Raw genomic sequence first — 22,957 nt, forward strand, 5'->3', positions numbered from 1 at the left:
GGGTGAGTTTCGGTCGAACTCGCCCCTCCTCGCGCCGAACCGGCGAGGATGGCGCGGGTGACCACCACCTCCGCCACTCTCGATCTCTGGTATCACTACGGTCGCAGGCGGGCCGCCGTCGAGCGCGGTATGCCGGAGGACTTCCGTTGGGCCTGGGGGCAGGATGCTGGGCCTGGGGCGGAGGTGTTGGGCGATCTGACCGGCTTGTGTGTCGCCGACCTGGGTGCCGGGGCGGGGCGTCATGCCGCGTACCTGGCCGTCCGGCACCGAGTGGGGAGGGTCGACGCGGTTGACGCCTCGGCCGCGCAGCATGCGATGGCGAGCGATCTCTTCGCTGACCGCGTGCCGTGTCTGCGGCTGGTTCGCGCGGACGTGGTGGCCCATCTGCGCGCGGTGCCCGCGTCGTACGACGTGTTGTTCAGCGTTTTCGGGGCCCTGGACTTCACTGATCCGCGTGACCTGCTGCCTTTGGCGGCGGCTGCCTTGCGGCCCGGGGGGCGGCTGGTGTTCTCCACCCTCGCGCACTATCCGAGCGGTGAGCCGGCCGAGGCCGACGTCACGCATGCGGACGTTGCGGCCAGGGGGCCGAACGGCGAGCCCGCCACGATGCGCCGGTGGGTGCTGAGGGAACACGTGTGGGTCGGGCTTCTCACCGAGGCAGGATTCGCCGACATCGACATCGAGTTGCTGCCCGCATCGGCCGACGACGCCCAGGGTGTTGACACGCTTCTGCTGCGGGCCCGTGCGGGTTAGCCGGTCAGGTCGGCCAGGGGGGTCAGGGGCGCGTTGAGTCGGGGGGTCACCGTGTCCTGGGTCCAGGCGAGTTGGCGTGGGGTGTAGCCGCGGGGGGCGCCCTCGGTGAGCATGATCAGGTAGAGGTAGGTCTGGTAGAGGGCGAGGCGGGCGCGGGCGGCGTCGTCCGTGGGGAACGTTACGCCTGCGGCCGTATAGCCGGCGAGGAGGTCGGGGTCGCCGAGGGGGTCGGCCAGCAGGTTGAGGGAGACCAGCTCGGCCAGCGGGTCGCCCCAGAACGTCCTCCCCCGGACTCCTTCCGGGAGGTGCCCCCATCGCCGTCGATCAGGGCGCTGATCTCGCCGTTGTGCAGCAGCACATTGCCCTGCCATAGGTCGAAGTGGACCAGGGCCGGCGTGGTGACCATCTCCAGCGCGGGGGCGGCGGCCTCCGTCAACGCGTGGACGCGGTCCAGCGGCAGGGGGAGGGGCGCGCGGTAGCGTTCCGCGTCGTGGAGGAGTGCGGCGAGCATCGCCGTGAACGCCTCGCGCCAGCTGTCGGCCATCGGGATCGCGCCGCCGGGGTAGCCGAAACGGGTGCCGGTGATTTGGTGCAACCGGGCGACACAGGAGCCCAGTTGGTGGCGCAGCCGGGCGGTGGCGGGGGCGTCGAGGTCGGTGGCCGCCTCGTTCCAAGGGCGGCCGGGGCGCTCGGTCATCAGCATTCCGGAGGGGTCCGCCTCGTCGAAGAAGACCACCTCGGGCACGGGCGCGGCGTGGTACTCCCTGGCTATGCGGTAGAACTCGGCCTCGCCGCGCAGCAGCCCCCGTTCGTAGGTCATGGCGGGGCTTTCGGCGGGCGGGGGGAGCTTGGCGATCAGCACGCTTCCGTCGGCGAGGGTGAGGCGCCAGAGCGCGTTGTATGTCCCGCCGCCCAGCGGGTGCGCCTCCCGGACGGTGGCGGGCAGGCCGGCGTGGTCGAAAGGGCTCGTGGCCCCGCACTCTAGGAGGGGCTGAGGGCCAGGCGGAGGGCGGCGCGGAGGTGGCCGTGGGTTTCGGTGAGGAGGCGGCGGGCGGTGGGCGCGTCCACGTCGCCGAGGATGCTGAGGATGGCGTCCTTGACCTCGCCGCCGGTGGCGGTCAGCGCGTGCTCCACGGTGTCGGCCGGGGCGTCCGTGGCGACGGCGACGATCCGGCGGGAGCGGGCGCGCAGCTTCTCGTTGGAGGCGCGGACGTCCACCATCAGGTTTCCGTAGGTCTTGCCCAGCCGGACCATGGTGATGGTGGAGATCATGTTGAGCACCAGCTTCTGCGCGGTGCCCGCCTTCAGGCGGGTGGAGCCGGCGATCAGCTCGGGGCCGACGACCACCTCGATGCCGTGGTCGGCCGCGGCGGCCAGTGGGGAGTCGGCGTTGCAGGAGACGCCGACGGTCAACGCGCCGAGCTCGGCCGCGTGTTCGACGGCGCCGACGGCGTAGGGGGTGCGGCCCGAGGCGGAGACGCCGACCACCACGTCGTCGGGGGTCAGGCCCAGGGCGGTCAGGTCCTCGGCCGCCAGCTCCTTGCTGTCCTCGGCACCCTCGACGGCGGAGATCAGGGCCGTGGGCCCGCCGGCGATCAGGCCCATGACCTCGTCGGGCCCGGTGTTGAACGTCGGCGGGCACTCGCTGGCGTCCAGCACGCCGAGTCGGCCGGCGGTGCCGGCGCCGAGGTAGATCAGGCGTCCGCCGCGCGCCATCCGGTCGGCCGCCGCGTCGATCGCGGCGGCGATACGGGGCAGCTGCTCGGCCACGGCGCCGGGGACGCGGCTGTCCTCGGCGTTCATGGCACGGGCGATGTCGATCGTGGAACGCCGGTCGATATCGGCCAGGTCGGGGCGGTGTTCCTCGGTGGTGAGGGTGTCGAACTCCGTGGACATGCGCGGGCGGCTCTCCGTGCGAGGGGGAGTGCTTCGGGGGCGGCACTCGGGGGACGGGCGGGTGGGTCAGCGTTCGCGGGGGGAGTGGCGGTGGGCGAGCGCCTCGTAGCTGGCGTGCAGGGCGGGGGCGGCCGTCTCGTAGGTGCGTTGGGCGACGCCGATGAACAGGCAGTCGATGACGAGGAGTTGGCTGGTGCGGCTGGACATGGCGGCGGGGCGCAGCTCGCTCTCCCTGGCCGTCGAGGTGGTGAGGACGTGGTCCGCGTACTGGGTGACCTCGCCGTCGGGGCGGCCGGTGATCGCGACGGTGGTGGCGCCGTGGTCGAAGGCGGCCTGGAGTGGCTCGATCACGTCCACCGTGCGCCCCGAGTGGGTGATGGCCACCGCCACATCGCCGCCGCGCAGCTGGACGGCGTTGGTGACGGCCAGATGGGGGTCGGTGTGGGCGTGGGCGATCAGCCCGATGCGGAGCAGCTTCTGCGCCAGGTCCTGGGCGACCAGCGACGACGCGCCGATGCCGTAGACGTCGATCCGTCTGGCCTCGGCCAACGCGGCGACGGCGGCCTCCAGCTGGGCCAGATCCAGGGCGCCGGCGGTGTCCGTGAGGGTCTGCCGCTCGTCCTGGGTGAGCTTGGCGACCACCTCGCTCAGCGGGTCGTCGACCGATATGTCGGCGGTGACGGCGGGGGCGGCCCCCGACGCCTGTTGGGCGGCGAGACCGGCCAGCGCCAGGCGCAGATCGCGGTAGCCGGGGTAGCCCAGCAGGCGGGCGGTGCGGACCACCGTGGCCTCGCTGGTGCCGGTGCGTTCGGCCAGGGCGGTGACGGTGAGCGCGGCGCAGCCGGCGGGATCCCCGGCGACGGTCTCGGCGACGCGCTGCATCGAACGGGTCATGGAGGGCGCCATGGTGCGGACCTTCGCCGCCAACGCCCCGGGCTCGGGAGGTGCGGGTCTCGGCGCGACGGCGACGGGTCGGGTTCTTCCGGGTCGCCGGGCGAAATTTTCCTTCATCGCTAGCCTCACAGGTGAAACGTATTTTCGACGGAGAGTCGCGTCAAGCCCCCGGGGTTCCGGCCGGCCCGCGCGGTTCGGGAAAGCCGCCGATCTCTGGTCCAATGGTCAGCATGGAAGAGCCGGCCACGGAAGAGGCCATCAACCGGGGTCGAGCCGTGGTGCTGGCCGACCTGGCGGCGGACGGGGTGGCGGGCCCCGAGGAGGTCTCACTCCTTGAGCAGGCAGTCTCGCACCGTCGTTGGTGGTCCGAACAGTGGCCCGCCGGCGCGGCGTTCGTCCCGGGGCTGCTGGCCCAGGACATTCAGGACGCGCTGCTGGAGACCAGGGGCCGCTGGCCGCTGTGCCCGCTCTGCCGGGCGGAGGACCCGCACGCGCTGGAGGTGGAGCCGGAGCTGGGCGAGGATCCGCACTGGGTCTGTTCGGTGACGGGGACGGCGGTGGCACCGGTCGGCGGGCTGGCCGGGGCCCGGCAGTGACGATCTATATCGACCCGCCGACCTGGCCGGGACACGGTCGGATGTGGTCGCATCTGGTCAGCGACAGCTCCTATGCGGAACTGCACCGTTTCGCCGCCGCGTTGGGCGCCCCTCGGCGCGCCTTCGAGCGCGACCACTACGACCTCCCGGCGGAACGTTACGCCGAGGCGGTGGCGCTGGGCGCCGTGCCCACGGACAGCCGTCGGCTGGTCCGGTTGCTGATCCGCTCCGGGCTGCGCCGCCGCAAGCGCTGGCGCGCGGCGCGGTGAGCGGCGCGCCCCCGGAGTGAGCGGGGCGCGCCGGGTGTGTGCGGCGCGCCCCGGAGTGAGCGGCGCGCGGCAGGTGCTCGGGGCGGGCAGGAATGGGCACGCCCCCCGTGGGCGTTGGGATACCCCGTGTCTTCTTCCAGCTCCGCCCTGCCCGCCGACCGCTTCCGGCTGCCCACCGCCGTCCTGGTCATCGGGGCGGCCGTGTTCGCCCTGGGGACCAGTGAGTTCATGCTCTCCGGGCTGTTGCCCGAGGTGGCCGACGATCTCGATGTCTCCATCCCCACCGCCGGGCTGCTGATATCCGCCTTCGCCATCGGCATGGTGATCGGCGCCCCCGTGCTGGCCGCCGCCACCCAGCGGCTGCCGCGCCGGCTGACGCTGGTGGTGCTGCTCGCCGTCTTCGGCGTCAGCCATCTGGCGGGCGCGCTGGCCCCCGGCTACGGCCTGCTGTTCGCGTCCCGGGTGGTGAGCGCGCTGGCGTGCGCCGGCTTCTGGGCCGTGGGCGCCGCCGTGGCGATCTCCCTGGTGCCGGTGGACGCGCGGGCGCGCGCCATGGCCGTGCTGCTGGGCGGCCTGAGCGTCGCCAATATCGCCGGGGTGCCGGGCGGCGCCGTGCTGGGGCAGCATCTGGGCTGGCGGGCCGCGTTCTGGGCGGTGGCGGCGCTGACCGCGCTCGGCCTGGTCGGGGTGCTGCTCTTCGTCCCCCACACCAGGCCGCCATCGGCCGAGGAACGGGTGCCGCTGCGGACCGAGCTGCGGGTCTACCGCGAGCGGCGGGTCTGGCTGGCGATGGTCACCACGGCGCTCTTCGCGGCCGGCACCTTCTGCTTCTTCTCCTATCTGGCGCCGCTGCTCACCGAGGTGACCGGGCTGGGCGAGGGCTGGGTCCCCGTGGTGCTGGTGCTCTACGGCTTCGGCGCGCTCGTCGGCACCTGGCTCGGCGGGCGGCTGGCCGACGCGCATCTCTTCGGCACCCTCTACGCGGGGCTCGCCGCCGCCTCCGTGGTGTTGGCCCTGGTGGCGCTGACGGCCAGGCAGCCGGTGGCCGCCGTGACGCTCTCCGGGGTGCTGGGGCTGGCCGCGTTCCTCTGCGGCCCCGGGCTCAACGCCCGGATCTTCAACGTGGCGGGCGCGGCGCCGACGCTGGCCGGGGCGACGGCGACCGCCTCGTTCAACGCGGGCAACACCTTCGGCCCCTGGGCCGGCGGCCTGGTGATCAACGTGGGCCTCGGCTATGTGTGGACGGCCTGGCTCGGCGCGCTGTTGCTGCTCGCCGCGCTGGTCGGCGCCTGGCTCCAGGCCAGGGACGACGGCCGCGCGTCCGGCGCCGCCCGCCCCGGCCGGCGGGTCGCCGGCGGCGCACGGCGGGCGGCGGCGCCCGGGTCCGCCCCCGAGCCCGCTTCCGAGGCCACCCCGGGGACCAGGGGCTCCCCGTCAGCCGGTGAGTAGCGAAAGCTCGCCGCGCAGGTTGAACCGGGCGGTCGCCGCCCAGCGCTCGGCACCATAGGACGTGTGGAACAGCGCGGGCCGCGCCAGGAGTTGACGCAGCACCTCGGCGCGGCCGGCCGCGAACGCCGCCGCCGGCACATGCCCGTACTCGACGCGGACGGCCGCCGCGTAGGACGCGTACTCCCCGGGGGAGCCGGCCAGCACCGCGAGATCGGCGTCACAGAGCACGGCGCCGTCGGCGTCCCCCTCGGCCGGGCGGTGGCCGGCGGTGAGCCGCACCAGTCGGGCCACCGCCGGGCGGCGCGGCGAGTCGGGCAGCAGCGTCTCGGCCAGCTCGGCGCTGCGCTCCTCGTTGTCGGCGGCGTGCGGATCGTAGACCGCGTCATGGAACCAGGCGGCCAGCTCGACGGCCACGGGATCGGCGGCGGCGTTCGCCTCGTCGGCGTGTTCCGCCAGTTCGTCCAGCCGGGCCAGCGTGAAGCGCAGGTGATCCACGGTGTGGTAGCGGCGGTGCGGCTCCGACCAGCGCGCCAGCAGCTGCTCGCCGACCGCTCGGCCACCGCCGTCGGGCAGCGCGCCATAGCGGTCGGACAGCTCGGACAGGTCGGGCGCCGGGTGCGCGGAAGAGGTGGCCATGGCGCCATTCTGCCGCCGGGCCGCGCGGGCGAGGGCCTTCTGGGTTCGGTGTGGATCGCGATCCCGACGCCGATCGCCAGGAGGCCCTCGTGTTCCGCCCTCATACGCCCTGCTGACCGCCACCGGACGGCTGCGTCTGGCCAGGCCGCGCGGGCGCGGCGCGGGCGAAGGGACGCCCTCGCCGGCTGCCTCGAGGGCCCGATGCGCGCCCTGGCCGGGGTGCCCGCCCGCGCCGCACGCTAGCCCAGCTCGGCGGGCAGCGGCCTGGCGTGGACGACGGTCAGGCCGGAGACCGCTCGGGTCAGCGCCACATAGAGCCGGCGCAGCCCGGTGCGCCGGTCCGGCTCGCCGGTGACGACGGCGTCCGGCTCGTCCAGCACCACGTAGTCGTACTCCAGGCCCTTGGCCAGGGAGGCCGGCACCAGGGTCAGCCTGACCTCGGCGCTGGTCTCCTGCCCGGGGCCGACATACGGCAGCCCGGCGGCGGCCAGCGCGGCGGCCAGCGCCGGCAGCCGGTCGTCGGCGGCGATCAGGCCGGTGGAGCCCTCGTGGGTCAGCGCCGCCCGGCAGGCGTCCAGCGCCGCCGCGTCCAGCTCCGCCTCGACCACCCGGCGGACCGTCAACGAGCCGGCCGACTCCCGGATCGAGGTGGCCTCCGTCAGCTCGGGCGCGATGGCGGGCAGCAGCCGGGACGCGTAGGAGATCACCTGACGCGGCACCCGGAAGCCCAGGGTCAGCTCCTCCACATGCGCGCCCGGCTTGCCAAGGTGGGTGAGCGCCTCGGCCCAACTCCTGGTCGCCCAGGGGGTGGTGCCCTGCGCGATATCGCCCAGCACGGTCGCCGAGCCGGTGCCGCAGCGGCGGCCGACCGCCCGGTACTGCATGGGGGAGAGGTCCTGCGCCTCGTCGAGCACCACATGCCCGAGCGAGCCGGTCCGCGTCACCAGGTCGTTCGCCTCGTCGATCAGCACCGCGTCGGCCGCCGACCACCGCGCCGTCCTGATGCCGCGCGGCGGCTTCGCCCAGAGAATGGCGCGCTGTTCCTCCGGGGTGAGGATGCCGTCCGCCTGCTCGGCGAGGAACGCCGCGTCGGACAGCAGCCGCAGCACCAGCTTCGCCGGGTGGACGGTCGGCCAGATCGCCTTGACGGCGGCCTTGACGGCCGGGTTGCGGGCCACCGCGTTCTGCACCCGGTCGTCGGGCGCCTCGCCCGACTGCTCCATCCGCACCAGCACGAGATGCGCGATCCGCTGCGGCAGCGCCTCGCCAGCGGCGCCGTAGCGCATGTCCCTGGCCAGCAACTCCTCGACGAGCTCGGCCAGTTCGTAGGCCGGGATGCGCCAGCGCCGGGAGCCGCGCACCACCATCACCGGCTCCGTCGGCAGCGTCACCCCGGCGCGCACCGCGCGGCGCAGCACCTGCGCCATCCGCGCGTCGCCCTTGACGGTGGCGGCCCGCGCGTCGTCCGTGGAGCGCAGCTCCACATGGCCGACCAACTCGTCCACGGTGGCCTGTTTGACCTCCAACTCGCCAAGGGTGGGCAACACCTGCTCGATATAGCGCAGGAACGACCGGTTGGGACCGATCACCAGGGTGCCGCTGCGGGCCAGCCGTTCCCGGTGCGCATAGAGCAGGAACGCCACCCGGTGCAGGCCGACGGCGGTCTTCCCGGTGCCGGGACCGCCCTGCACGCAGACCGTCTCGCCGAGCGCGCCACGGACGATCTCGTCCTGCTCCGGCTGGATGGTGGCCACGATGTCGCGCATCGGACCGACGCGCGGCTTCTCGATCTCGCGTTGGAGCAGCGCGCTGCCGGTGTCCTCCTCCGCCGGGTCGGTCAGGTGCTCGTCCTCGTAGGCGGTCAACTCCCCGCCGTCATAGCCGAATCGACGCCGCAGCTCGACATCCATCGGTTCCTTCTTCGAGGCCCGGTAGAACGACTGGGAGATCGGCGCGCGCCAGTCGATCACCATCGGATCGCCCGAGGCGTCGTGCACATGGCGGCGGCCGATGTAGAAGCGGAAGCCGTGCTCGCCCTCGGCGTCCACCCGCTGGTGGAAGTCCAGCCGGCCGAAGAACAGCGGGGTGCCCGCCAGATCGGCCAGGGCCTTGATCCGCTGCTCCATCTCGCTGGCGAGGACCTCGGCGTTCACCCAGTTCGCCGTGACATCGCTGATGTCCAGCGACTCGGTGTGTTCGCGCATCGCGCGCAACGCCGCGCGGGATTCGGCCAGATGGGCGCGTTCCGTCTCCAGCGGGTTCGAGGACGCGGCGGAGGAGGGATGGGTGGACACGGCTGAGCCTCCGGGATGCACTGCGGGCCAAGGGGTCGGGGTGCCACCCGGTTGCCGTCCGGACGGCTCCTGCCCTGCGCGTCAGGCTCGGGAGGAGGAAGCACGGAAGCCTAGGCGGCCCCCGCTCCGCTCCGCAAACCGTTTTCCCGGCGCCCTCGGGGGCGGAGCCGCCGCTCCGCCCCCGAGGGCTCGCGCGCCTACCAGGGGAGCGGGGCCGGCACACAGGTCGGAGGCGTATCGCCGACCCGGACGCCGGCCACCGCGAGACTGCCGCCCCGCCCGTCCCACCGGACGGTGATCTCGTCCAGTCCGACCAGCGGGACCACCCCGTCCGGGAAGCGGTCCGGGTAGATGACGGTCCTGGGGTCGCCACGGTCCGCGGGCGCGAGCTCCTCCTCGACGGCGCCCTCGGGCAGCTCGTTGGGCACCACCAACCCCGGCAGCGCGGGGCAGTCCTCGGTGATCATCCCGGCGGCGATGCCCTCGGCGCGCAGCCGCTCCAGCATCGCCTGCCCGGCCGCCTCGTCCAGCACCTCGCCCCGGTGGATCTCCACCCGGTACTCGCCGTTGGACAGCACCCGCACGCCGTCCGAGACCGGCACCTCGTCCGGCTCGGGGTCCACCGCCGGCTCCGTCGGCTCGCCGTCGGCGACCGTCGGCCCGTCGTCCGTCGACCCCACGGCCGCCGGCACCACCACGGCGAACGCCGCTACGGCGGCGACCGAGGTACCGAGGATGCCGGAGACCCAGGCCGCCCGGCGGCGCCGACGCAGGGTGGTGGCCCGGCGGGCGATCCCGTCCACCGGCGGCGCGTCCGGCGCGGGCACCGCGCCCAGGGACGCGCGCAACCGCTCCTCTTCCGCATGTGGTTGATCGGACATCAGATCTCCTTCTCCGCGGCCAGCCGGGCCGCCGGGTGCTGGGACTCGGCCAAGGCGACCGCGAGTCTCCCGCGGGCCTTGCTCAGGGTGGAGGCCACCGTGCCCCGGGAGACCCCGAGGGAGCTGGCGATCTCCGCCTCCGGCAGATCGAGGACATAGCGCAGCGCGACCATCTGTCGCATCCGGTCGGGCAGGCCGGCCACGGCCGCCCAGAGCCCGTCGTCCCCCGGGTCGGGCGGCGGTACCCGCCGCACCTCCCGGGTGGCCAGCCGCCGCACCGTGCGACGCTCCAGCCGTGCGCGGCGCCACCGCGTCCGCACCTCGTTGACGGCGACCCGGTGCAGCCACGCCGGCGGGTTGTCGGCGTGCGCCGGACCCGGCCAGCGGGCCAGCGCCTTGGCGAACGCCTCGGCCACCGCCTCCTCCGCCAGATCCCGATCGCCGACGCTGACCGCCACCGTCCGATAGACCTGTGGCCACAACGCCGCGTACCAGGCGTCGAAATCGCATCCGTGCATCGTCCTCCTCCATGCCGCCCTGACGGGGTGACGACGTCCCAGCGGCCCGGGATGTTGGTCGGCGCGAGAACTTTTCCTGACGGCCGCTGATTGTTGCGGAACCCCGGGGGACCGCTCATGCTCGGATGGACGCGCGAGGGGGAGTGGGGCATGGGGGAGAGACGGGTGCGGTTCGGCGTCCCCTGGTGGGTGGCGTCCGGCTGGGGGGTGGCCACCGCCGTCGCCTGGACGACGAGCGTGGCGGCCTTCCGCGAGCAACTGTCCACGCTGGGGATGGCCTTCGCGCTGCTGGGCGGCCTCGCCGGCTGGCGGCTGCTGGAGTCCCGGGCCACCAGCGTCACGCTGACCCCGCACGCGGTGCACGAACGGCGCCTGGCGGGCGAGGAACGGGTCAGCCCCTGGTCCGTGGTCGAGGCCGTCGTGGTGGCCGGCGGCGCCGTCGAGCTGACGCGACGGGCCGGCGGGCGACGTCGACTGCCGGTGCCCAGGCGCCTGTTCGGCCCCCGCCGGTTCGCGCGGGAGCTGACGAGGCTGCGGGCGGCCGTCGCCGAGCACGCCGAGGACATCCCCGTCGGGGAGACGGACGGCGCGCCGTGGTGGCGGCGCTGGGCCCCGCGTTCCGCCGTCGTCCTGGCCGCCCTGGCGCTCGTCGCCCTGGGCCTGCACCGGGACGCGCCCTGGCACGCCCCCTGGTGGCCGGGCAGCGAGACGGTGGCCGCCCTGCCCGGGGCCTGCGACGTGGTCGAGCGCCACGGCGGCGAGCTGCTGCCCGACGACCCGTCGCTCCTGAGCGAGCCGGGCTTCCACTCCTTCCCAGGCGACCTCGGGTACTGCTCCGCCGGCGGGCACATGGAACATCTGGAGCTGATCCTGCTCCGCTATCCCTGGGACGGCCCGGACGAGGAGTCACCGACCGACCGCGCGCGCGACCAGTACGAGGGGGACTCGCTCCCGGGCGCCAGGTCGGAGCGGGTCGGCGGGCAGCCCTGGCTGGTGGCCGAGCGGCACGGCGACGTCTTCCACTCCGTCACGCTGCGTCACCAGCGCGGCAATGTGGTCGTCGAGATCGAACTCGTGCTCAGGGACCTGGACGGCGTCCGGATCGAGCCCGACCGGCGCGCGGAGCTTGAGCGGTTCGCCGAGCGGGTGGTGACCGAGGTGCACGGCTGAGCGGCTGAGCGTCCCTACGCCGGCCGCTCGTCGGACGGGAGGTCGGACGCGTCCACGATCCGGTAGGCGTAGCCCTGCTCGGCCAGGAACCGCTGCCGGTGCGCCGCGAAGTCCTGGTCGATGGTGTCCCTGGCGACCACCGAGTAGAACCGCGCCTCGTGCCCGTCGGCCTTGGGCCGCAGCACCCGGCCCAGGCGCTGCGCCTCCTCCTGCCGGGACCCGAAGGTGCCGGAGACCTGGATGGCGACCGTCGCCTCCGGCAGGTCGACCGAGAAGTTGGCCACCTTGGACACCACCAGCACCCGCACCTCGCCGGAACGGAAGGCGTTGAAGAGCTGCTCCCGCTTGGCGTTGGTCGTCTCGCCCTTGATCACCGGCGCGTTCAACTGCTCGCCCAACTCGTCGAGTTGGTCGATGTACTGGCCGATCACCAGGGTCTGCGCCCCCTCGTGCAGCCGCACCAGGTCCTCCGCGACCCGGCGCTTGGCGTCCGTGGTGGCGCAGAACCGGTACCGCTCCTCCGGCTCCGCCATCGCATAGGCCAGCCGCTCCGACTCGCTCAGATCCACCCGCACCTCGACACAGTCGGCCGGCGCGATATAGCCCTGCGCCTCGATCTCCCGCCACGGCGCGTCGAACCGCTTGGGGCCGATCAGCGAGAACACGTCCGACTCGCGGCCGTCCTCGCGCACCAGCGTCGCGGTCAGCCCAAGCCGCCGGCGGGCCTGGAGGTCGGCGGTGAACTTGAAGACCGGCGCCGGCAGCAGATGCACCTCGTCGTAGAGGATCAGCCCCCAGTCCCTGGAGTCGAACAGCTCCAGATGCGGATAGACGCCCTTCCGCTTGGTGGTCAGCACCTGGTAGGTGGCGATGGTGACCGGGCGGATCTCCTTACGGGTGCCGCTGTACTCGCCGATCTCGTCCTCGGTCAGCGTGGTGCGCCGCACCAGCTCGGACTTCCACTGCCGCGCCGAGACCGTGTTGGTGACCAGGATCAGCGTCGTCGACGAGGCGGTCGCCATCGCCCCCGCGCCCACCAGCGTCTTGCCGGCGCCGCACGGCAGCACCACCACGCCGGAGCCGCCGTGCCAGAAGCCGTCGATGGCCTGCCGCTGGTAGGGGCGGAGCGACCAGCCGTCCTCGCACAGCGCGATGGGGTGCGCCTCGCCGTCCACATAGCCGGCCAGATCCTCCGCCGGCCAGCCGAGCTTCAGCAGCACCTGCTTGATCTGCCCGCGCTCGGACGGATGCACCGCCACCGTGTCGTCGTCGATCCTGGCCCCCACCAGCGGCTGGATCCGCTTCGACCGCAGCACCTCGGTGAGCACCGGACGGTCGGTCGCCGTCAGCACCAGCCCGTGCGTCGGATGCTTCACCAGGCTCAGCCGGCCGTAGCGGGCCATCGTCTCCGCCACGTCCACCAGCAGCGACTGCGGCACCGGATAGCGCGAGTAGCGCACCAGCGCGTCCACCACCTGCTCCGCGTCATGCCCGGCGGCGCGCGCGTTCCACAGGCCGAGCGGGGTGACCCGGTAGGTGTGGATGTGCTCGGGCGCCCGCTCCAGCTCGGCGAACGGCGCGATGGCACGCCGGCAGGCCTCGGCCTGCTCGTGGTCCACCTCCAGCAGCAGCGTCTTGTCGCTCTGCACGATCAAGCAGGACACCCGTACCTCCGACACACCCGTAACAGCGTCGCCCGCGACGGGCGGCGTCAGCTCTCCAGTGAAACACCTGTCGACGGGTGGTCGGGAGGTTCCGGGCCTCGCCGGCCCGCGGCCCGGCTCAGCAGTCGGGGATCACGGTGCCGTTGTTGTCCCTGGCCTCGTCGTTCCCCCAGTGCGACAGGTAGTAGGCCGGCACCAGCGCGCCGCGCCCGTTGCCACCCGGGTAGGTCTCGTCCAGGTCGGTCCGCAGCCACCAGGTGTTGTAGCCGTACGTCCCCTCGTACCGCGCGCCGGCGACCTTGCAGTAGACGTAGTGCGTGCCCTGGAAAAGCCGGCCCTGCGGGGAGGCCGTCGAGGCGTCGGCATAGCCGTCGGTGGCGGCGAACGTGTCCACCCAGTAGCGGTCGGGGGTGCCGCCACAGCCGTTGTCGCTGGTCAGATACGCCTGGTAGTACGAGCCCGGGTAGGAGAGCGCCTGGCCGTTGATCACGATGTTCTGGCCCACGCCGTTGAGAAGCTGCTCGTAGTGGATGTGCGAACCCGACGAGTTCCCCGTGGTGCCCGTCGTGCCGATCTGCTGCCCCTGGGCGACGGAGGCGCCGTTGGGCACCGAGTAGGCGTCCAGGTGGAAGTAGTACGTCTGCCAGCCGCCGCCGTGGTCGACCACGATGTACTGCCCGGCGCCGCTCGGCTGGTTGTGCCGGGTAGCGGTGCCGGCGGCCGAGGCGAGCACCGGCGCGCCGTGCGTGCCGCCGCCGTCGGAACGGATGAAGTCCAACGCGCGGCGCACCTCGGCGGAGTGGTGGCTGTAGGTCCACTGCTGACCGCAGGCGAACGGGGCCTTGAAGACGGGCGCCGCGGTGGTGCCCGGGTCGGCGGCCAGCGCGGAGGGAACGGTCAACAGGCCGGCCAGCAGCGCGAACACGGCCAGCGCTGCGACCCGAAGGGAACGCATCGAGGGTCCTCCCGATGTCGGTCGAGAACGCACGTGACATGTTCACGCACCTCGCGCATCTACCCGCGTCATGCCTGCGGCATGCACGGCGGCGGCGCGCGGGCGCACGCCGGCGCCGCGCAGCGCGCGGCGCGCTGCACGCGGCGAGGGGGCGGGGGTGCGCTGTGACGCGGCGGTGGGCGTGGATCGCCGTTTGGTGGGTTGGGGCTGGTTCGTCGTTTGGTGGGGTTGTTGGCCGTTCTGGCGGGGGGTGGTGCGGGGGTTTGTCCGGCGGGTGGGGTGCGCTGTCCGGGAGGGGCGGCGTGGATCGCCGTTTGGTGGATTGGGGCGCTGTCCGGCGAAGCCGGGGTCGTCGGCCCCTCGCCCGGGACGGAACCGGCCCCGGCCGGTGGGGCCGGGGCCGCCTCGGCGCGCTCCGCGCCGAGGCAGGCCGCGCCGAGGCGTGGCGTCCGGGGCGGGGGTGCGCTGCGACGCGGCGGTGGGCGTGGATCGCCGTTTGGTGGGTTGGGGCTGGTTCGTCGTTTGGTGGGGTTGTTGGCCGTTCTGGCGGGGGCTGGTGCGGGGGTTTGTCCGGCGGGGCTCGGTCGTCTGTTGTTCGGCGGGTGGGGGGCGCTTCTGGGAGGGGCGGCGTGGATCGCCGTTTGGCGGGTTGGGGCGCTGTCCGGCGAAGCCGGGGTCGTCGGCCCCTCGCGCGGGACGGAGCCGGCCCCGGCCGGTGGGGCCGGGGCCGCCTCGGCGCGCTCCGCGCCGAGGCGTGGCGTCCGCCCGGGAAGGGCTACAGCGCGCGGGCGATGTGGTGGATCAGCTGGCGGGACTCGTCCGGGGTCAGGGAGCGTCCCGTGGCGCGGCTGAAGAAGACGCGGTAGTGCGCCAGTTGGTCGTCGGCGCCGAGGAGCCCGCCGCCCGTCGGGCCGTCCACCAGGATGGTGTCCAGCTGGGGGACCACCCCGTGCACATAGAGCATCGGCTGGGTGACCTCGTAGAAGTCCTCGTTGGTGAACGGGATCACCCGCAACATGACCTGCGGCCGTTCGGACGCCTCCATCAGCGTCTCCAGCTGGTGTCTGGCGACCTTCCGCCCGCCGAAGCGCATGTGCAGCGCCGCCTCGTGGAGGAAGACGGACAGCGGCGGCGGGTCCTCCCGGTCGAGCACCACCTTGCGGCGCATCCGGTGGCGGACCCGGACCTCGATCTCCCGGTCGGACGGCTCGGGCAGGCCGCCACGGAAGAGCGCCCGCGCGTAGTCCTCCGTCTGGAGCAGGCCAGGAACCGTCACGGTCTGCAGGGTCTGCATGGCCACCGCGTGATGTTCCAATTCGGCCACCGCCAGGAACTGCGAGGCAAGGGTGCCACGATATTCGTCCCACCAGAACTGGCCGCGATGTTCCCTGGCGATGGCGCACAGCGCGTCAAGCAGCGGTTCGTCGGCGCAGCTGTAGAAGTCGGCCAGTTTTCTGATGCGGTCCTCGCTGACCCCGATCCGCCCCGACTCTATGTGGCTGATCTTGCCCTGATCGGTGCCGAGCATGGCCGCCGTCTCCCGCGCCGTACGCCCCGCCGCCACCCGCAACTTGCGCAATTCCGCGCCGAGTCGGGCCTGTCGGGCGGTGGGATTCTCCCTCGGCGGCATCGTGCATCGGGTCCTTCCGTTGACTGGTTTCCGAGTGTGCCGCGCCCATACCTCGACAGTCCACTCGCCGTTCGAGCCGGCGAGAGCACAGTTGCTCCGGGGCAAAACTGCAACAAAAACGGTTCAGCGCCGCCCGGGGTGGCCCGAGCCATGTCTCCGGGGGCGGACTGGCGCTACGGTTGGCAGGATGACCAGCGGTTCCACCGACAGCCCCCGCACCCTCGCCGACGAACTGCGCGCGCGTTCCGACGAGGAGCTGTCCGAGCTGCTGCGCGCCAGGCCGGATCTCCTGTCGCCGCTCCCGGGCGACCTCTCCCAGCTCGCCACCCGCGCGGGCGCCCGCCCCTCGGTGCTGCGCGCGCTGGAGCATCTGGACACCTTCACCCTCCAAACGGCGGAGGCACTGGCCATCGCCGAGCGCCCCTGTTCGCAACACGCGCTGGGCGCACTGCTCGCCGGCGGTGAGTCCAGGCTGCCCCAGGCGCTCGCCACGCTCCGCGCCCGCGCGCTCCTCTGGGGCCGTCCCGACGCGCTGCGGCTGGTGCGCACCGCCCAGGAGCTGCTCGCGCCGACGCCTGGCCGGCCCAGCGCCACCGGGCTCGGCCCGACGCTCGCCGAGACGGCCTCGGGGATCGCGCCCAGCCGGATGCAGCAGCTCGTCGCCACCTGCGGACTGCCGCCCACCAGGGATCCGGTGAGCGCCGTGGCCGCGCTCACCGCGCTCTTCCGCTCCCCGGAGCGGCTGGCCGCGCTGCTGGCCGAGGCCCCGCCGGGGGCGCGCGCCGCCCTCGACCGGCTGACCTGGGGCCCGCCGTTCGGGACCATGGGCAGCGGCGCCGAAGCGGCCCGCTCCGGCACCCCGTTGCGCTGGCTCCTCGACCGTGGCCTGTTGATGCCGACCGGGCCCGGCTCGGTGGTGCTGCCCAGGGAGGTCGCGCTGGAGCTGCGCGGCGGCCGGGTGCACCGCGAGCTGCGGCCCGAGCCGCCCGAGCTGACGGCGGCGACGACGCACGCCCCCTCGGTGGTGGACGCCGCGGCTGCCGGCGCGGCGCACCGCGCCCTCGACACCGTCGAGGAGCTGCTGACCTCCTGGAACGCCGAGGGCCCGCCGGTGCTGCGGGCCGGTGGCCTGGGCCTGCGCGAGCTGAAGCGGATCGCCGTCGGACTGGACGTGCCCGAGCCCGAGGCCGTTTTCTGGCTTGAACTGGCCTATGGGGCCGGACTGTTGGCCTCCGACGGCGAGGCGGACGAACGTTATGCGCCGACTCCGCGCTTCGACGTCTGGCTGGAGGCGCCCACCGGCGACCGCTGGTTGCCGCTGGTCACCGCCTGGCTGGCCGGCACCCGGGTGCCTGGCCTGGTCGGCACCCGCGACGGCAAGGGCCGGCTGTTGGCCGTGTTGGGCACCGGGCTCGACCGGGGCGCCGCGCCCGCGCTGCGCCATCGAACGCTGGAGCTGGTGGGCGAGTTGCCGCCGGGCGGCGCGCCGTCGCCGACCGCCGTGGCGAACCGGCTCGGCTGGGAGCTGCCGCGCCGGGTGGGCGAGGAGACCCGCGCGCAGCTGTGCGCGGCGGCGCTGGCCGACGCCGAGCGGCTCGGCGTCACCGGGCGCGGCGCGCTGGCCTCCTTCGCCAGGCCGCTGCTGGCCCAGCCGCCCGACCCGACGGCCGCCGCCATGCTGCTCGCGCCGCTGTTCCCCGAACCGGTGGACCAGGTGCTGCTCCAGGCCGATCTGACGGCCATCGCCCCCGGGCCGCTCCGCCGCGATCTGCGGGCCACGATGGCGCTGGCCGCCGAGATCGAGTCCACCGGCGGGGCGACCGTCTACCGGTTCACGCCCGGCTCCATCCGCCGCGCGCTGGACGCCGGTTGGAGCACCGGCGAACTGCACGCGTTCCTGGCGCGGGTCTCCCGCACGCCGGTGCCCCAGCCGCTGGACTACCTGGTGGACGACGTGGCCAGGCGCCACGGGCGGCTGCGGGTCGGCGCGGCGGCCAGCTATCTGCGCTGCGAGGACGAGACGACCATCGGCCAGCTGCTCGCCGACCGGGGGTTCGCCGCGCTGCGGCTGCGCCGTATCGCGCCCACCGTGCTGGTCTCGGACCTCGCGCCGGACGCACTGCTCGGAAAACTGCGGGAGTTGGGCCAGGCACCGGCCGCCGAGACGGCCGAGGGCGATGTGGTGACGCTGGGCGGCGAACCGCACCGCGCGCCGGCGCGCACGGCGCCGGCGCCAGCGCCCGACACGCCGCCGCCCGCCGACGAGACGCTGCTCACCTCGGCGGTGCGCGCCGTGCGCGCCGGCGACCACGCCTCGGGCGCCGCGCCGGAGGCGCCGCCGGGCGCCAGGGTCCCGGAGGCGGTCGGCCCGCCGCCGCGCACCTCGCCCGAGGAGTCCCTCGCCGCGCTGCGCGCGGCGGCGGCCTCCGGCGGCCTGGTGCGGATCGGCTATGTCGGCTCGGACGGCACGGCCAGCCACCACGTGCTGGCCCCGGTGCGGGTGGCCGGCGGCTTTGTCACCGGCTTCGACCACACCGCCGAGGAGGTCCGCACCTACCCCCTCCACCGCATCACCGGCACCGCCCCCGCGACCTGACCCCGCGCCCGGCTAGCCGGGCCTGATGGTCGCGAGCTGGGCCAGGAGCAGGAGCAGCCGGTACGCCTCGGCGAAGTCGGTGGCGGTGAAGGCGACCGTCCGGCCGCCGTCGCGGCGGGTGACCCCGGGCACCAGGGTCGCCAGGTCGACCGATGACGGCGCGGACAGATCGACCTCGACCTCCAGCGGTCCCGCGATGGCCAGCGGCGGGACGTCCGCGCGCCGGGCGACGGCCTCCGCCGCCGCGCGGCGCAGCCGTTCCCGCGCCTCCTCGGGATGGAGGGCGACGGCGGCGCCCTGACCGAGCGCCTCCTTGACCGCCGTGGTGACCGCGCCGGGAACGAGGTCACGAAGCTCGGCGCAGGCGCTGTCGTCGCCGCTGAGCAGCACGACCGGCACGCCGAGATGCCCGGCCATGGCCGCGTTGAGACCGATCTCCCCCATGGAGCGCCCGGCCACCCGCACATCGAGGATGCCGTCGTTCATGGTGTGCGCCAGCACGGCGGGGCCGCGACCGGCACGGGCGTGGTAGCCCACCAGCAGAAGCGCGTCGGTGCTCTCGTCGAGCCCGCCGAGCATCCCGAGCGGGCGTGGCTTGCCGCGCACCAGACGCGCCCGTCGGTCCAGCTCCTCCGGCAGCAGGTTGCGGAACGGCCCGTGCGCGTCGGCGACCCACACCACGGCGGCCGGATCGGCGTCCAGCACCCCGGCCACCACGCTGTTCGTGTCGGCCGTCATCAGCGCGCGACCGCGTTCGTAGTCGTAGCGGTCGGGATGCGTCTCGGTGGGGTGCACGACCCCCGAGACGCCCTCCATGTCGACGGAGACCAGCACCTTCATGACCGGTGACCCTATGCCCCCGGGCCACCGGGGTCACCAGGGGATGACGCCGGCGTCCTCGAAGAACGCACCGGTCGGGCCGTCGTCCGGCAGCGTGGCGAGCCGGATCGCCGTGGCCGCGCCCTGCTCGGGGGTGCGGGGCCCGGTGAAGCCGGTGAAGTCGGTGGCGACCAGCCCCGGGCAGGCGGCGTTGATCAGGATGTTCGTGCCGGCGAACCGTCGGGCGTACTGCACGGTGACGGCGTTGAGGTACGACTTCGACGGCGCGTAGGCCGCCATGACGGGGCTGGCCGCGAACTCCGGGTCCGACTGTCGGCTCAGGGACGCCAGGGAGCTGGACACGTTGACGACGCGCGGCGACGCCGAGCGCCGCAGCAGCGGCAACATCGCGTTGGTCACCCGGATGACGCCGAAGACGTTGGTCTCCACGACGGCGCGGACCATGGCGAGGTCGAGCGCCGTCGGGTCCTGCTCCCAGCCCGGCCCCGTCTCCCCCGAGACGCCGGCGTTGTTGACCAGGACGTCCAGCCGACCGGCCCGCCGTTCCACCAGCTCCGCCGCGTCGGTGACGCTCCGGTCGCCGGTCACGTCCAGCGGCACCCCGAACGCGTCAGCGCCGGCGGCGCGCAGTTTCTCGACGGCGGACTCCCGCCTGGCCTCGTCGCGGGCGCCCACACCCACGCGGTATCCGAGGGCGCCGAGGCCGGCCGCGATCTCGTGACCGATTCCCTTGTTCGCGCCGGTGACCAGCGCGATCTTCGCTTCGCTCATGCGCTCGATGCTCGCCCGCGCACGGGCGGCGCGGCCAACACCGATACGGTGCCCTGTCATACCCGGCGGGTATCAGCCGGGGTTACGGTGGAGCCATGGACCCTCTGGAGACCCGCGAGTTGCGGTACTTCACGGCCGTCGCCGAGGAACTGCACTTCGGCCGCGCCGCCGAGCGGCTCGGCATGGCCCAACCGCCGCTGTCCCGGGCGATCCAGCGGCTGGAGCGGCGCCTCGGCGTCACGCTGCTGGAGCGCGACCGGCGCGGCGTCGCCCTGACCCGCGCCGGCGAGGTGCTGCTGCACGAGGGCCGCGCCGCCCTTGACGCGACGGCCGCCGCCGCGCGCCGCACCCGGCGTGCGGGGGGCGCGGGCGGCGCGCCCCGCGACCGGCTGGTGCTGTCCGTGAAGGCCGCCGGATCCCACGAGTTGCTGCGCGGGCTGCTCGACGCGTACGCGAGAGAGCCCGGCGCGGCCGAGGTCGAGGTGCTGCCGAGCGGCATGTGCGAGCAGGGCGAGATGCTGCGCGACGGCCGCGCCGACGTGGCGCTCATGCACGCGCCGTTCAACTCCCTCGCCGGCTTCGACAGCGAGGAGCTGCTGACCGAGGGCCAGGTCGCCATCCTGCCGGCCCGGCATCCCCTCGCCGCCCGCCGGACACTGACCCTGGCCGACATCGGCGACGTCCCCGACCTGCCGCCCGCCCGCTGGCCACGCGACGGCGGGTACGCCCCGGGGCCGGGTCCCGAGATCCGCGACCAGACGCAGCTGGCCCAACTGATCGCCCTCGGCCGCACCCTGGCCCTCTTCCCCGAGTCCGCCCGCGCCTGGCTGTGGGCCGAACACGCGGCCGTCCCCGTGACCGACGCACCCCCCGTCGTCACCCACATCGCCTGGCCCGCCCACAGCCGCTCCCGTCCCCTCGCCGCCCTCATCCACACCGCCACCCACCTTCGGACGAACCCACTCGCCGCCACCCCGCCACCACGCGGCACCTGAACGACCCCACACCGCACGGCACTTGCCGCCCCGCAGCGCCGTGGCCTGCGGCCGGCAGGCCGCCGAACCTCCGGCGTCAGCCGGTCCGCGCGCGGCGCGGGGGCTGGGACCTTCGCGCACCTGCCGGCGGGAGCCGGCCCGTGGCCTGCCGGTGCGTGGCCCCGTCGCCGAACCTCCGGCGTCAGCCGGTCCGCGCGCGGCGCGGGGGCTGGGGCCTTTTCGCACCTGCCGGCGGCGGCCAGCCTCCAGCCGTCCGGCACACAGCGCGGGCACCAGCGCCCTGTCGCCGCCCACCCCCGGGCGTCCGCCGGTCCCCGCGTAGCGCCCGGACCGATGCCCCGCCGTCGCACCCCCTCGCTGCCCCTCCCCGGCGGAGCAGCCGGCCCGCCCACATCGCCGGTGTCCGACCACGGCGTACCCCTGACGGGAGCCGGCCCGCAACCTGCCGACGCGCGGCCCCGGGGCCCGCCCTCTGACATCAGCCCGTCCGTGCGGCCCCGCTGGCGCCAGCGCCACCCCCGCCCTCGACGTCAGCCGGCCCGTCCCCTACCCCCAGGCGGCAGCCGGCCCGTGGCTTGCCGACGCGCAGCGCCGTTTCCACCTCCCGGCGTCAGCCGGGCCGTTGCCGCCCGCAGCCTCCCGGCCCGGCCCGTCCCCCGCCCCCCGGCGGGCAGCCGGCCTGCGGCCGTCTGGCGCGTAGCGCCGGCACCAGCGCCCCGTCGCCCACCTCTCGACAGCAGCGCCCTTCGCTGCCCGGCCCCGGCGGGGCAATCCGGCCTGCTACCTGCCGGCGAGCGGCGCTGGGGCCCGCCCTCTGGCGTCAGCCGGACCGCCCTTCACCTCCCGGCACCAGCCGGTCCGTCCCCCCACCCCCCGGCGCCCGCCGGACCACAGCCAGCCGGCGCGCGGCGCCGTTTCCACCTCCCGGCACCAGCCGGTCCGTCGCCCCCCGTCGCCCCCGCTGTCCGTCCGCCACCCTCCGGCGGGAGCCGGCCCGTGGCCTGCCGGCGCGCAGCGCCGGGGCCCCCGGCGTCAGCCGGCCCGTCCGCCACCCTCCCGGCGGGAGTCGGGCCGTTACCCCCCGCCGCCCGCCGTCCGTCCCCCACTGTCCGGCGTCAGCCGGCGCGCAGCGCCCACCCCCCGGCGGGAGTCGGCCCGTGGCCTGCCTGCGCGCAGCGCCGGGGCCCCCGGCGGCAGCGGGCCTCGCCCAGCCCCCGCCGCCCGCCGTCCGTCCCCCACTCCCCGGCGTCAGCCGGCGCGCAGCGCCCACCCCCCGGCGGGAGCCGGCCCGCGGCCTGCCGGCCCGCCGCCCGCCGGCCCGCAGCCGGTCGTCGCCCAGCCCCCGGCGGGAGCCGGTTAGCCGAAGCGGCCGGAGACGTAGTCTTCGGTCGCCTTGTTGGTGGGGGAGGAGAACATCTTCGTGGTCTCGTCCATCTCGACCAGGCCGCCCGGTTCGCCGATGGAGCGGAGGTTGAAGAAGCCGGTGACGTCGCTGACCCGCGCGGCCTGTTGCATGTTGTGGGTCACGATCACGATCGTGTAGTCCTTCTTCAGCTCCATCATCAGGTCCTCGATGGCCTGTGTGGAGATGGGGTCGAGCGCCGAGCAGGGCTCGTCCATCAGGAGGACGTCGGGGGCCACCGCGATGGCCCTGGCTATGCAGAGCCGCTGCTGCTGGCCGCCGGAGAGGCCGGAACCCGGCCGCTTCAGGCGGTCCTTGACCTCGTCCCAGAGGTTCGCGGAGCGCAGCGACCGTTCCACCAGCGCGTCCATCTCGCCGCGCTTCATCCGCTTGTTGTTGAGCCGCACACCGGCCACCACGTTGTCGTAGATCGACATCGTCGGGAACGGGTTCGGCCGCTGGAAGACCATGCCGATGTGGCGGCGGACGGCCACCGGGTCGATGTGCGGGGCGTAGAGGTCCGTCCCGTCCATCTCGACCGTGCCGACGGCCCTGGCCTTGGGCACCAGCTCGTGCATCCGGTTGAGGGTGCGCAGGAACGTGGACTTGCCGCAGCCGGAGGGACCGATCAGGGCGGTCACCGAACGCGGCTCGATGGTCATGGAGACGCCCTGCACGGCGAGGAACTTGTCGTAGTAGATATCGAGGCCCTTGACCTCGATGCGCTTGGCCACAGTGCTTCGCTTCC

20 protein-coding genes are annotated in these 22,957 nt (G+C 74.3%); 7 read left to right on the forward strand and 13 right to left on the reverse strand.

All coding sequences use genetic code 11. The annotated features are described in order from the left end of the window. The first annotated feature begins 48 nt into the window (after positions 1 to 48). Positions 49 to 753, forward strand: coding sequence for a class I SAM-dependent methyltransferase (locus K4G22_RS17295; protein WP_425336712.1), 705 nt, complete (start codon positions 49 to 51; stop codon positions 751 to 753). Positions 754 to 931: 178 nt separating this feature from the next. Here K4G22_RS17295 and K4G22_RS17300 read toward each other — a convergent pair whose 3' ends face one another. The 3 genes from K4G22_RS17300 to K4G22_RS17310 form a co-directional block, all read right to left on the reverse strand. Next, the gene (locus tag K4G22_RS17300; RefSeq protein WP_228081161.1) at positions 932 to 1,573 is read right to left on the reverse strand and encodes a phosphotransferase family protein; all 642 of its coding nucleotides are present in this window, start codon (positions 1,571 to 1,573) and stop codon (positions 932 to 934) included. A 161-nt stretch (positions 1,574 to 1,734) separates the two neighbouring features. Beyond that, positions 1,735 to 2,649, reverse strand: a complete 915-nt coding sequence (gene murQ / locus K4G22_RS17305) for an N-acetylmuramic acid 6-phosphate etherase (protein WP_228081162.1) — start codon at positions 2,647 to 2,649, stop codon at positions 1,735 to 1,737. A 66-nt stretch (positions 2,650 to 2,715) separates the two neighbouring features. Next, on the reverse strand, positions 2,716 to 3,660 hold the full coding sequence (locus K4G22_RS17310; protein ID WP_228081163.1) for a MurR/RpiR family transcriptional regulator: 945 nt from the start codon (positions 3,658 to 3,660) through the stop codon (positions 2,716 to 2,718). 113 nt (positions 3,661 to 3,773) lie between these two features. Between K4G22_RS17310 and K4G22_RS17315 the strand changes: the two genes are divergently transcribed. From K4G22_RS17315 to K4G22_RS17325, 3 genes are all read left to right on the forward strand, one after another. Beyond that, positions 3,774 to 4,139, forward strand: coding sequence for a hypothetical protein (locus K4G22_RS17315; RefSeq protein ID WP_228081165.1), 366 nt, complete (start codon positions 3,774 to 3,776; stop codon positions 4,137 to 4,139). Continuing rightward, positions 4,136 to 4,408, forward strand: a complete 273-nt coding sequence (locus tag K4G22_RS17320; RefSeq protein ID WP_228081166.1) for a DUF4031 domain-containing protein — start codon at positions 4,136 to 4,138, stop codon at positions 4,406 to 4,408. Before K4G22_RS17315 ends, K4G22_RS17320 begins: the two co-directional genes overlap by 4 nt. 168 nt (positions 4,409 to 4,576) lie before the next feature. Continuing rightward, positions 4,577 to 5,857 carry a Cmx/CmrA family chloramphenicol efflux MFS transporter gene (locus K4G22_RS17325; protein WP_228084123.1) on the forward strand — a complete coding sequence of 427 codons (1,281 nt, stop codon included), beginning with the start codon at positions 4,577 to 4,579 and terminating at the stop codon, positions 5,855 to 5,857. Here the strand turns inward: K4G22_RS17325 and K4G22_RS17330 are convergent. The 4 genes from K4G22_RS17330 to K4G22_RS17345 all read right to left on the reverse strand — a co-directional run bounded on the left by K4G22_RS17330 (position 5,843) and on the right by K4G22_RS17345 (position 10,186). Beyond that, positions 5,843 to 6,493 carry an HD domain-containing protein gene (locus K4G22_RS17330; protein WP_228081168.1) on the reverse strand — a complete coding sequence of 217 codons (651 nt, stop codon included), beginning with the start codon at positions 6,491 to 6,493 and terminating at the stop codon, positions 5,843 to 5,845. The genes K4G22_RS17325 and K4G22_RS17330 overlap by 15 nt on opposite strands. 239 nt (positions 6,494 to 6,732) lie before the next feature. Further along, positions 6,733 to 8,787 carry a HelD family protein gene (locus K4G22_RS17335; protein ID WP_228081169.1) on the reverse strand — a complete coding sequence of 685 codons (2,055 nt, stop codon included), beginning with the start codon at positions 8,785 to 8,787 and terminating at the stop codon, positions 6,733 to 6,735. 197 nt (positions 8,788 to 8,984) lie between these two features. Next, complete coding sequence (locus tag K4G22_RS17340) at positions 8,985 to 9,668, reverse strand: hypothetical protein (RefSeq protein ID WP_228081170.1); 684 nt, start codon at positions 9,666 to 9,668, stop codon at positions 8,985 to 8,987. Next, positions 9,668 to 10,186, reverse strand: a complete 519-nt coding sequence (locus K4G22_RS17345) for a sigma-70 family RNA polymerase sigma factor (protein ID WP_228081171.1) — start codon at positions 10,184 to 10,186, stop codon at positions 9,668 to 9,670. The genes K4G22_RS17340 and K4G22_RS17345 overlap by 1 nt, the downstream gene beginning before the upstream one ends. Before the next feature lie 117 nt (positions 10,187 to 10,303). Between K4G22_RS17345 and K4G22_RS17350 the strand changes: the two genes are divergently transcribed. Then, positions 10,304 to 11,356 carry a hypothetical protein gene (locus K4G22_RS17350; protein ID WP_228081173.1) on the forward strand — a complete coding sequence of 351 codons (1,053 nt, stop codon included), beginning with the start codon at positions 10,304 to 10,306 and terminating at the stop codon, positions 11,354 to 11,356. Positions 11,357 to 11,370: 14 nt separating this feature from the next. On the opposite strand, the gene K4G22_RS17355 is transcribed toward K4G22_RS17350, so the two are convergent. The 3 genes from K4G22_RS17355 to K4G22_RS17365 all read right to left on the reverse strand — a co-directional run bounded on the left by K4G22_RS17355 (position 11,371) and on the right by K4G22_RS17365 (position 15,605). Further along, on the reverse strand, positions 11,371 to 13,020 hold the full coding sequence (locus K4G22_RS17355) for a DNA repair helicase XPB (protein ID WP_228081175.1): 1,650 nt from the start codon (positions 13,018 to 13,020) through the stop codon (positions 11,371 to 11,373). 118 nt (positions 13,021 to 13,138) lie between these two features. Further along, positions 13,139 to 13,975, reverse strand: a complete 837-nt coding sequence (locus K4G22_RS17360) for a M23 family metallopeptidase (RefSeq protein ID WP_228081177.1) — start codon at positions 13,973 to 13,975, stop codon at positions 13,139 to 13,141. Between the two features lie 775 nt (positions 13,976 to 14,750). Then, positions 14,751 to 15,605, reverse strand: coding sequence for a helix-turn-helix domain-containing protein (locus tag K4G22_RS17365; protein ID WP_228081179.1), 855 nt, complete (start codon positions 15,603 to 15,605; stop codon positions 14,751 to 14,753). Positions 15,606 to 15,792: 187 nt separating this feature from the next. On the opposite strand from K4G22_RS17365, the gene K4G22_RS17370 reads away from it, so the two are divergent. Further along, positions 15,793 to 18,201: a helicase-associated domain-containing protein gene (locus tag K4G22_RS17370; RefSeq protein WP_228081181.1), complete on the forward strand. Its 2,409-nt coding sequence runs from the start codon at positions 15,793 to 15,795 to the stop codon at positions 18,199 to 18,201. 12 nt (positions 18,202 to 18,213) lie between these two features. On the opposite strand, the gene K4G22_RS17375 is transcribed toward K4G22_RS17370, so the two are convergent. Next, the gene (locus tag K4G22_RS17375) at positions 18,214 to 19,041 is read right to left on the reverse strand and encodes a M55 family metallopeptidase (RefSeq protein ID WP_228081182.1); all 828 of its coding nucleotides are present in this window, start codon (positions 19,039 to 19,041) and stop codon (positions 18,214 to 18,216) included. 33 nt (positions 19,042 to 19,074) lie between these two features. Continuing rightward, a complete protein-coding gene (locus K4G22_RS17380; protein ID WP_228081183.1) occupies positions 19,075 to 19,812 on the reverse strand; it encodes an SDR family oxidoreductase in 738 nt (245 codons plus the stop codon). 95 nt (positions 19,813 to 19,907) lie between these two features. On the opposite strand from K4G22_RS17380, the gene K4G22_RS17385 reads away from it, so the two are divergent. Further along, positions 19,908 to 20,807, forward strand: a complete 900-nt coding sequence (locus tag K4G22_RS17385; RefSeq protein WP_228081184.1) for a LysR family transcriptional regulator — start codon at positions 19,908 to 19,910, stop codon at positions 20,805 to 20,807. Between the two features lie 1,356 nt (positions 20,808 to 22,163). On the opposite strand, the gene pstB is transcribed toward K4G22_RS17385, so the two are convergent. Further along, a complete protein-coding gene (gene pstB, locus K4G22_RS17390; RefSeq protein ID WP_228081186.1) occupies positions 22,164 to 22,943 on the reverse strand; it encodes a phosphate ABC transporter ATP-binding protein PstB in 780 nt (259 codons plus the stop codon). Positions 22,944 to 22,957 lie beyond the last annotated feature (14 nt).

The organism is Streptomyces profundus (assembly GCF_020740535.1).
Classification (GTDB): domain Bacteria; phylum Actinomycetota; class Actinomycetes; order Streptomycetales; family Streptomycetaceae; genus Streptomyces; species Streptomyces profundus.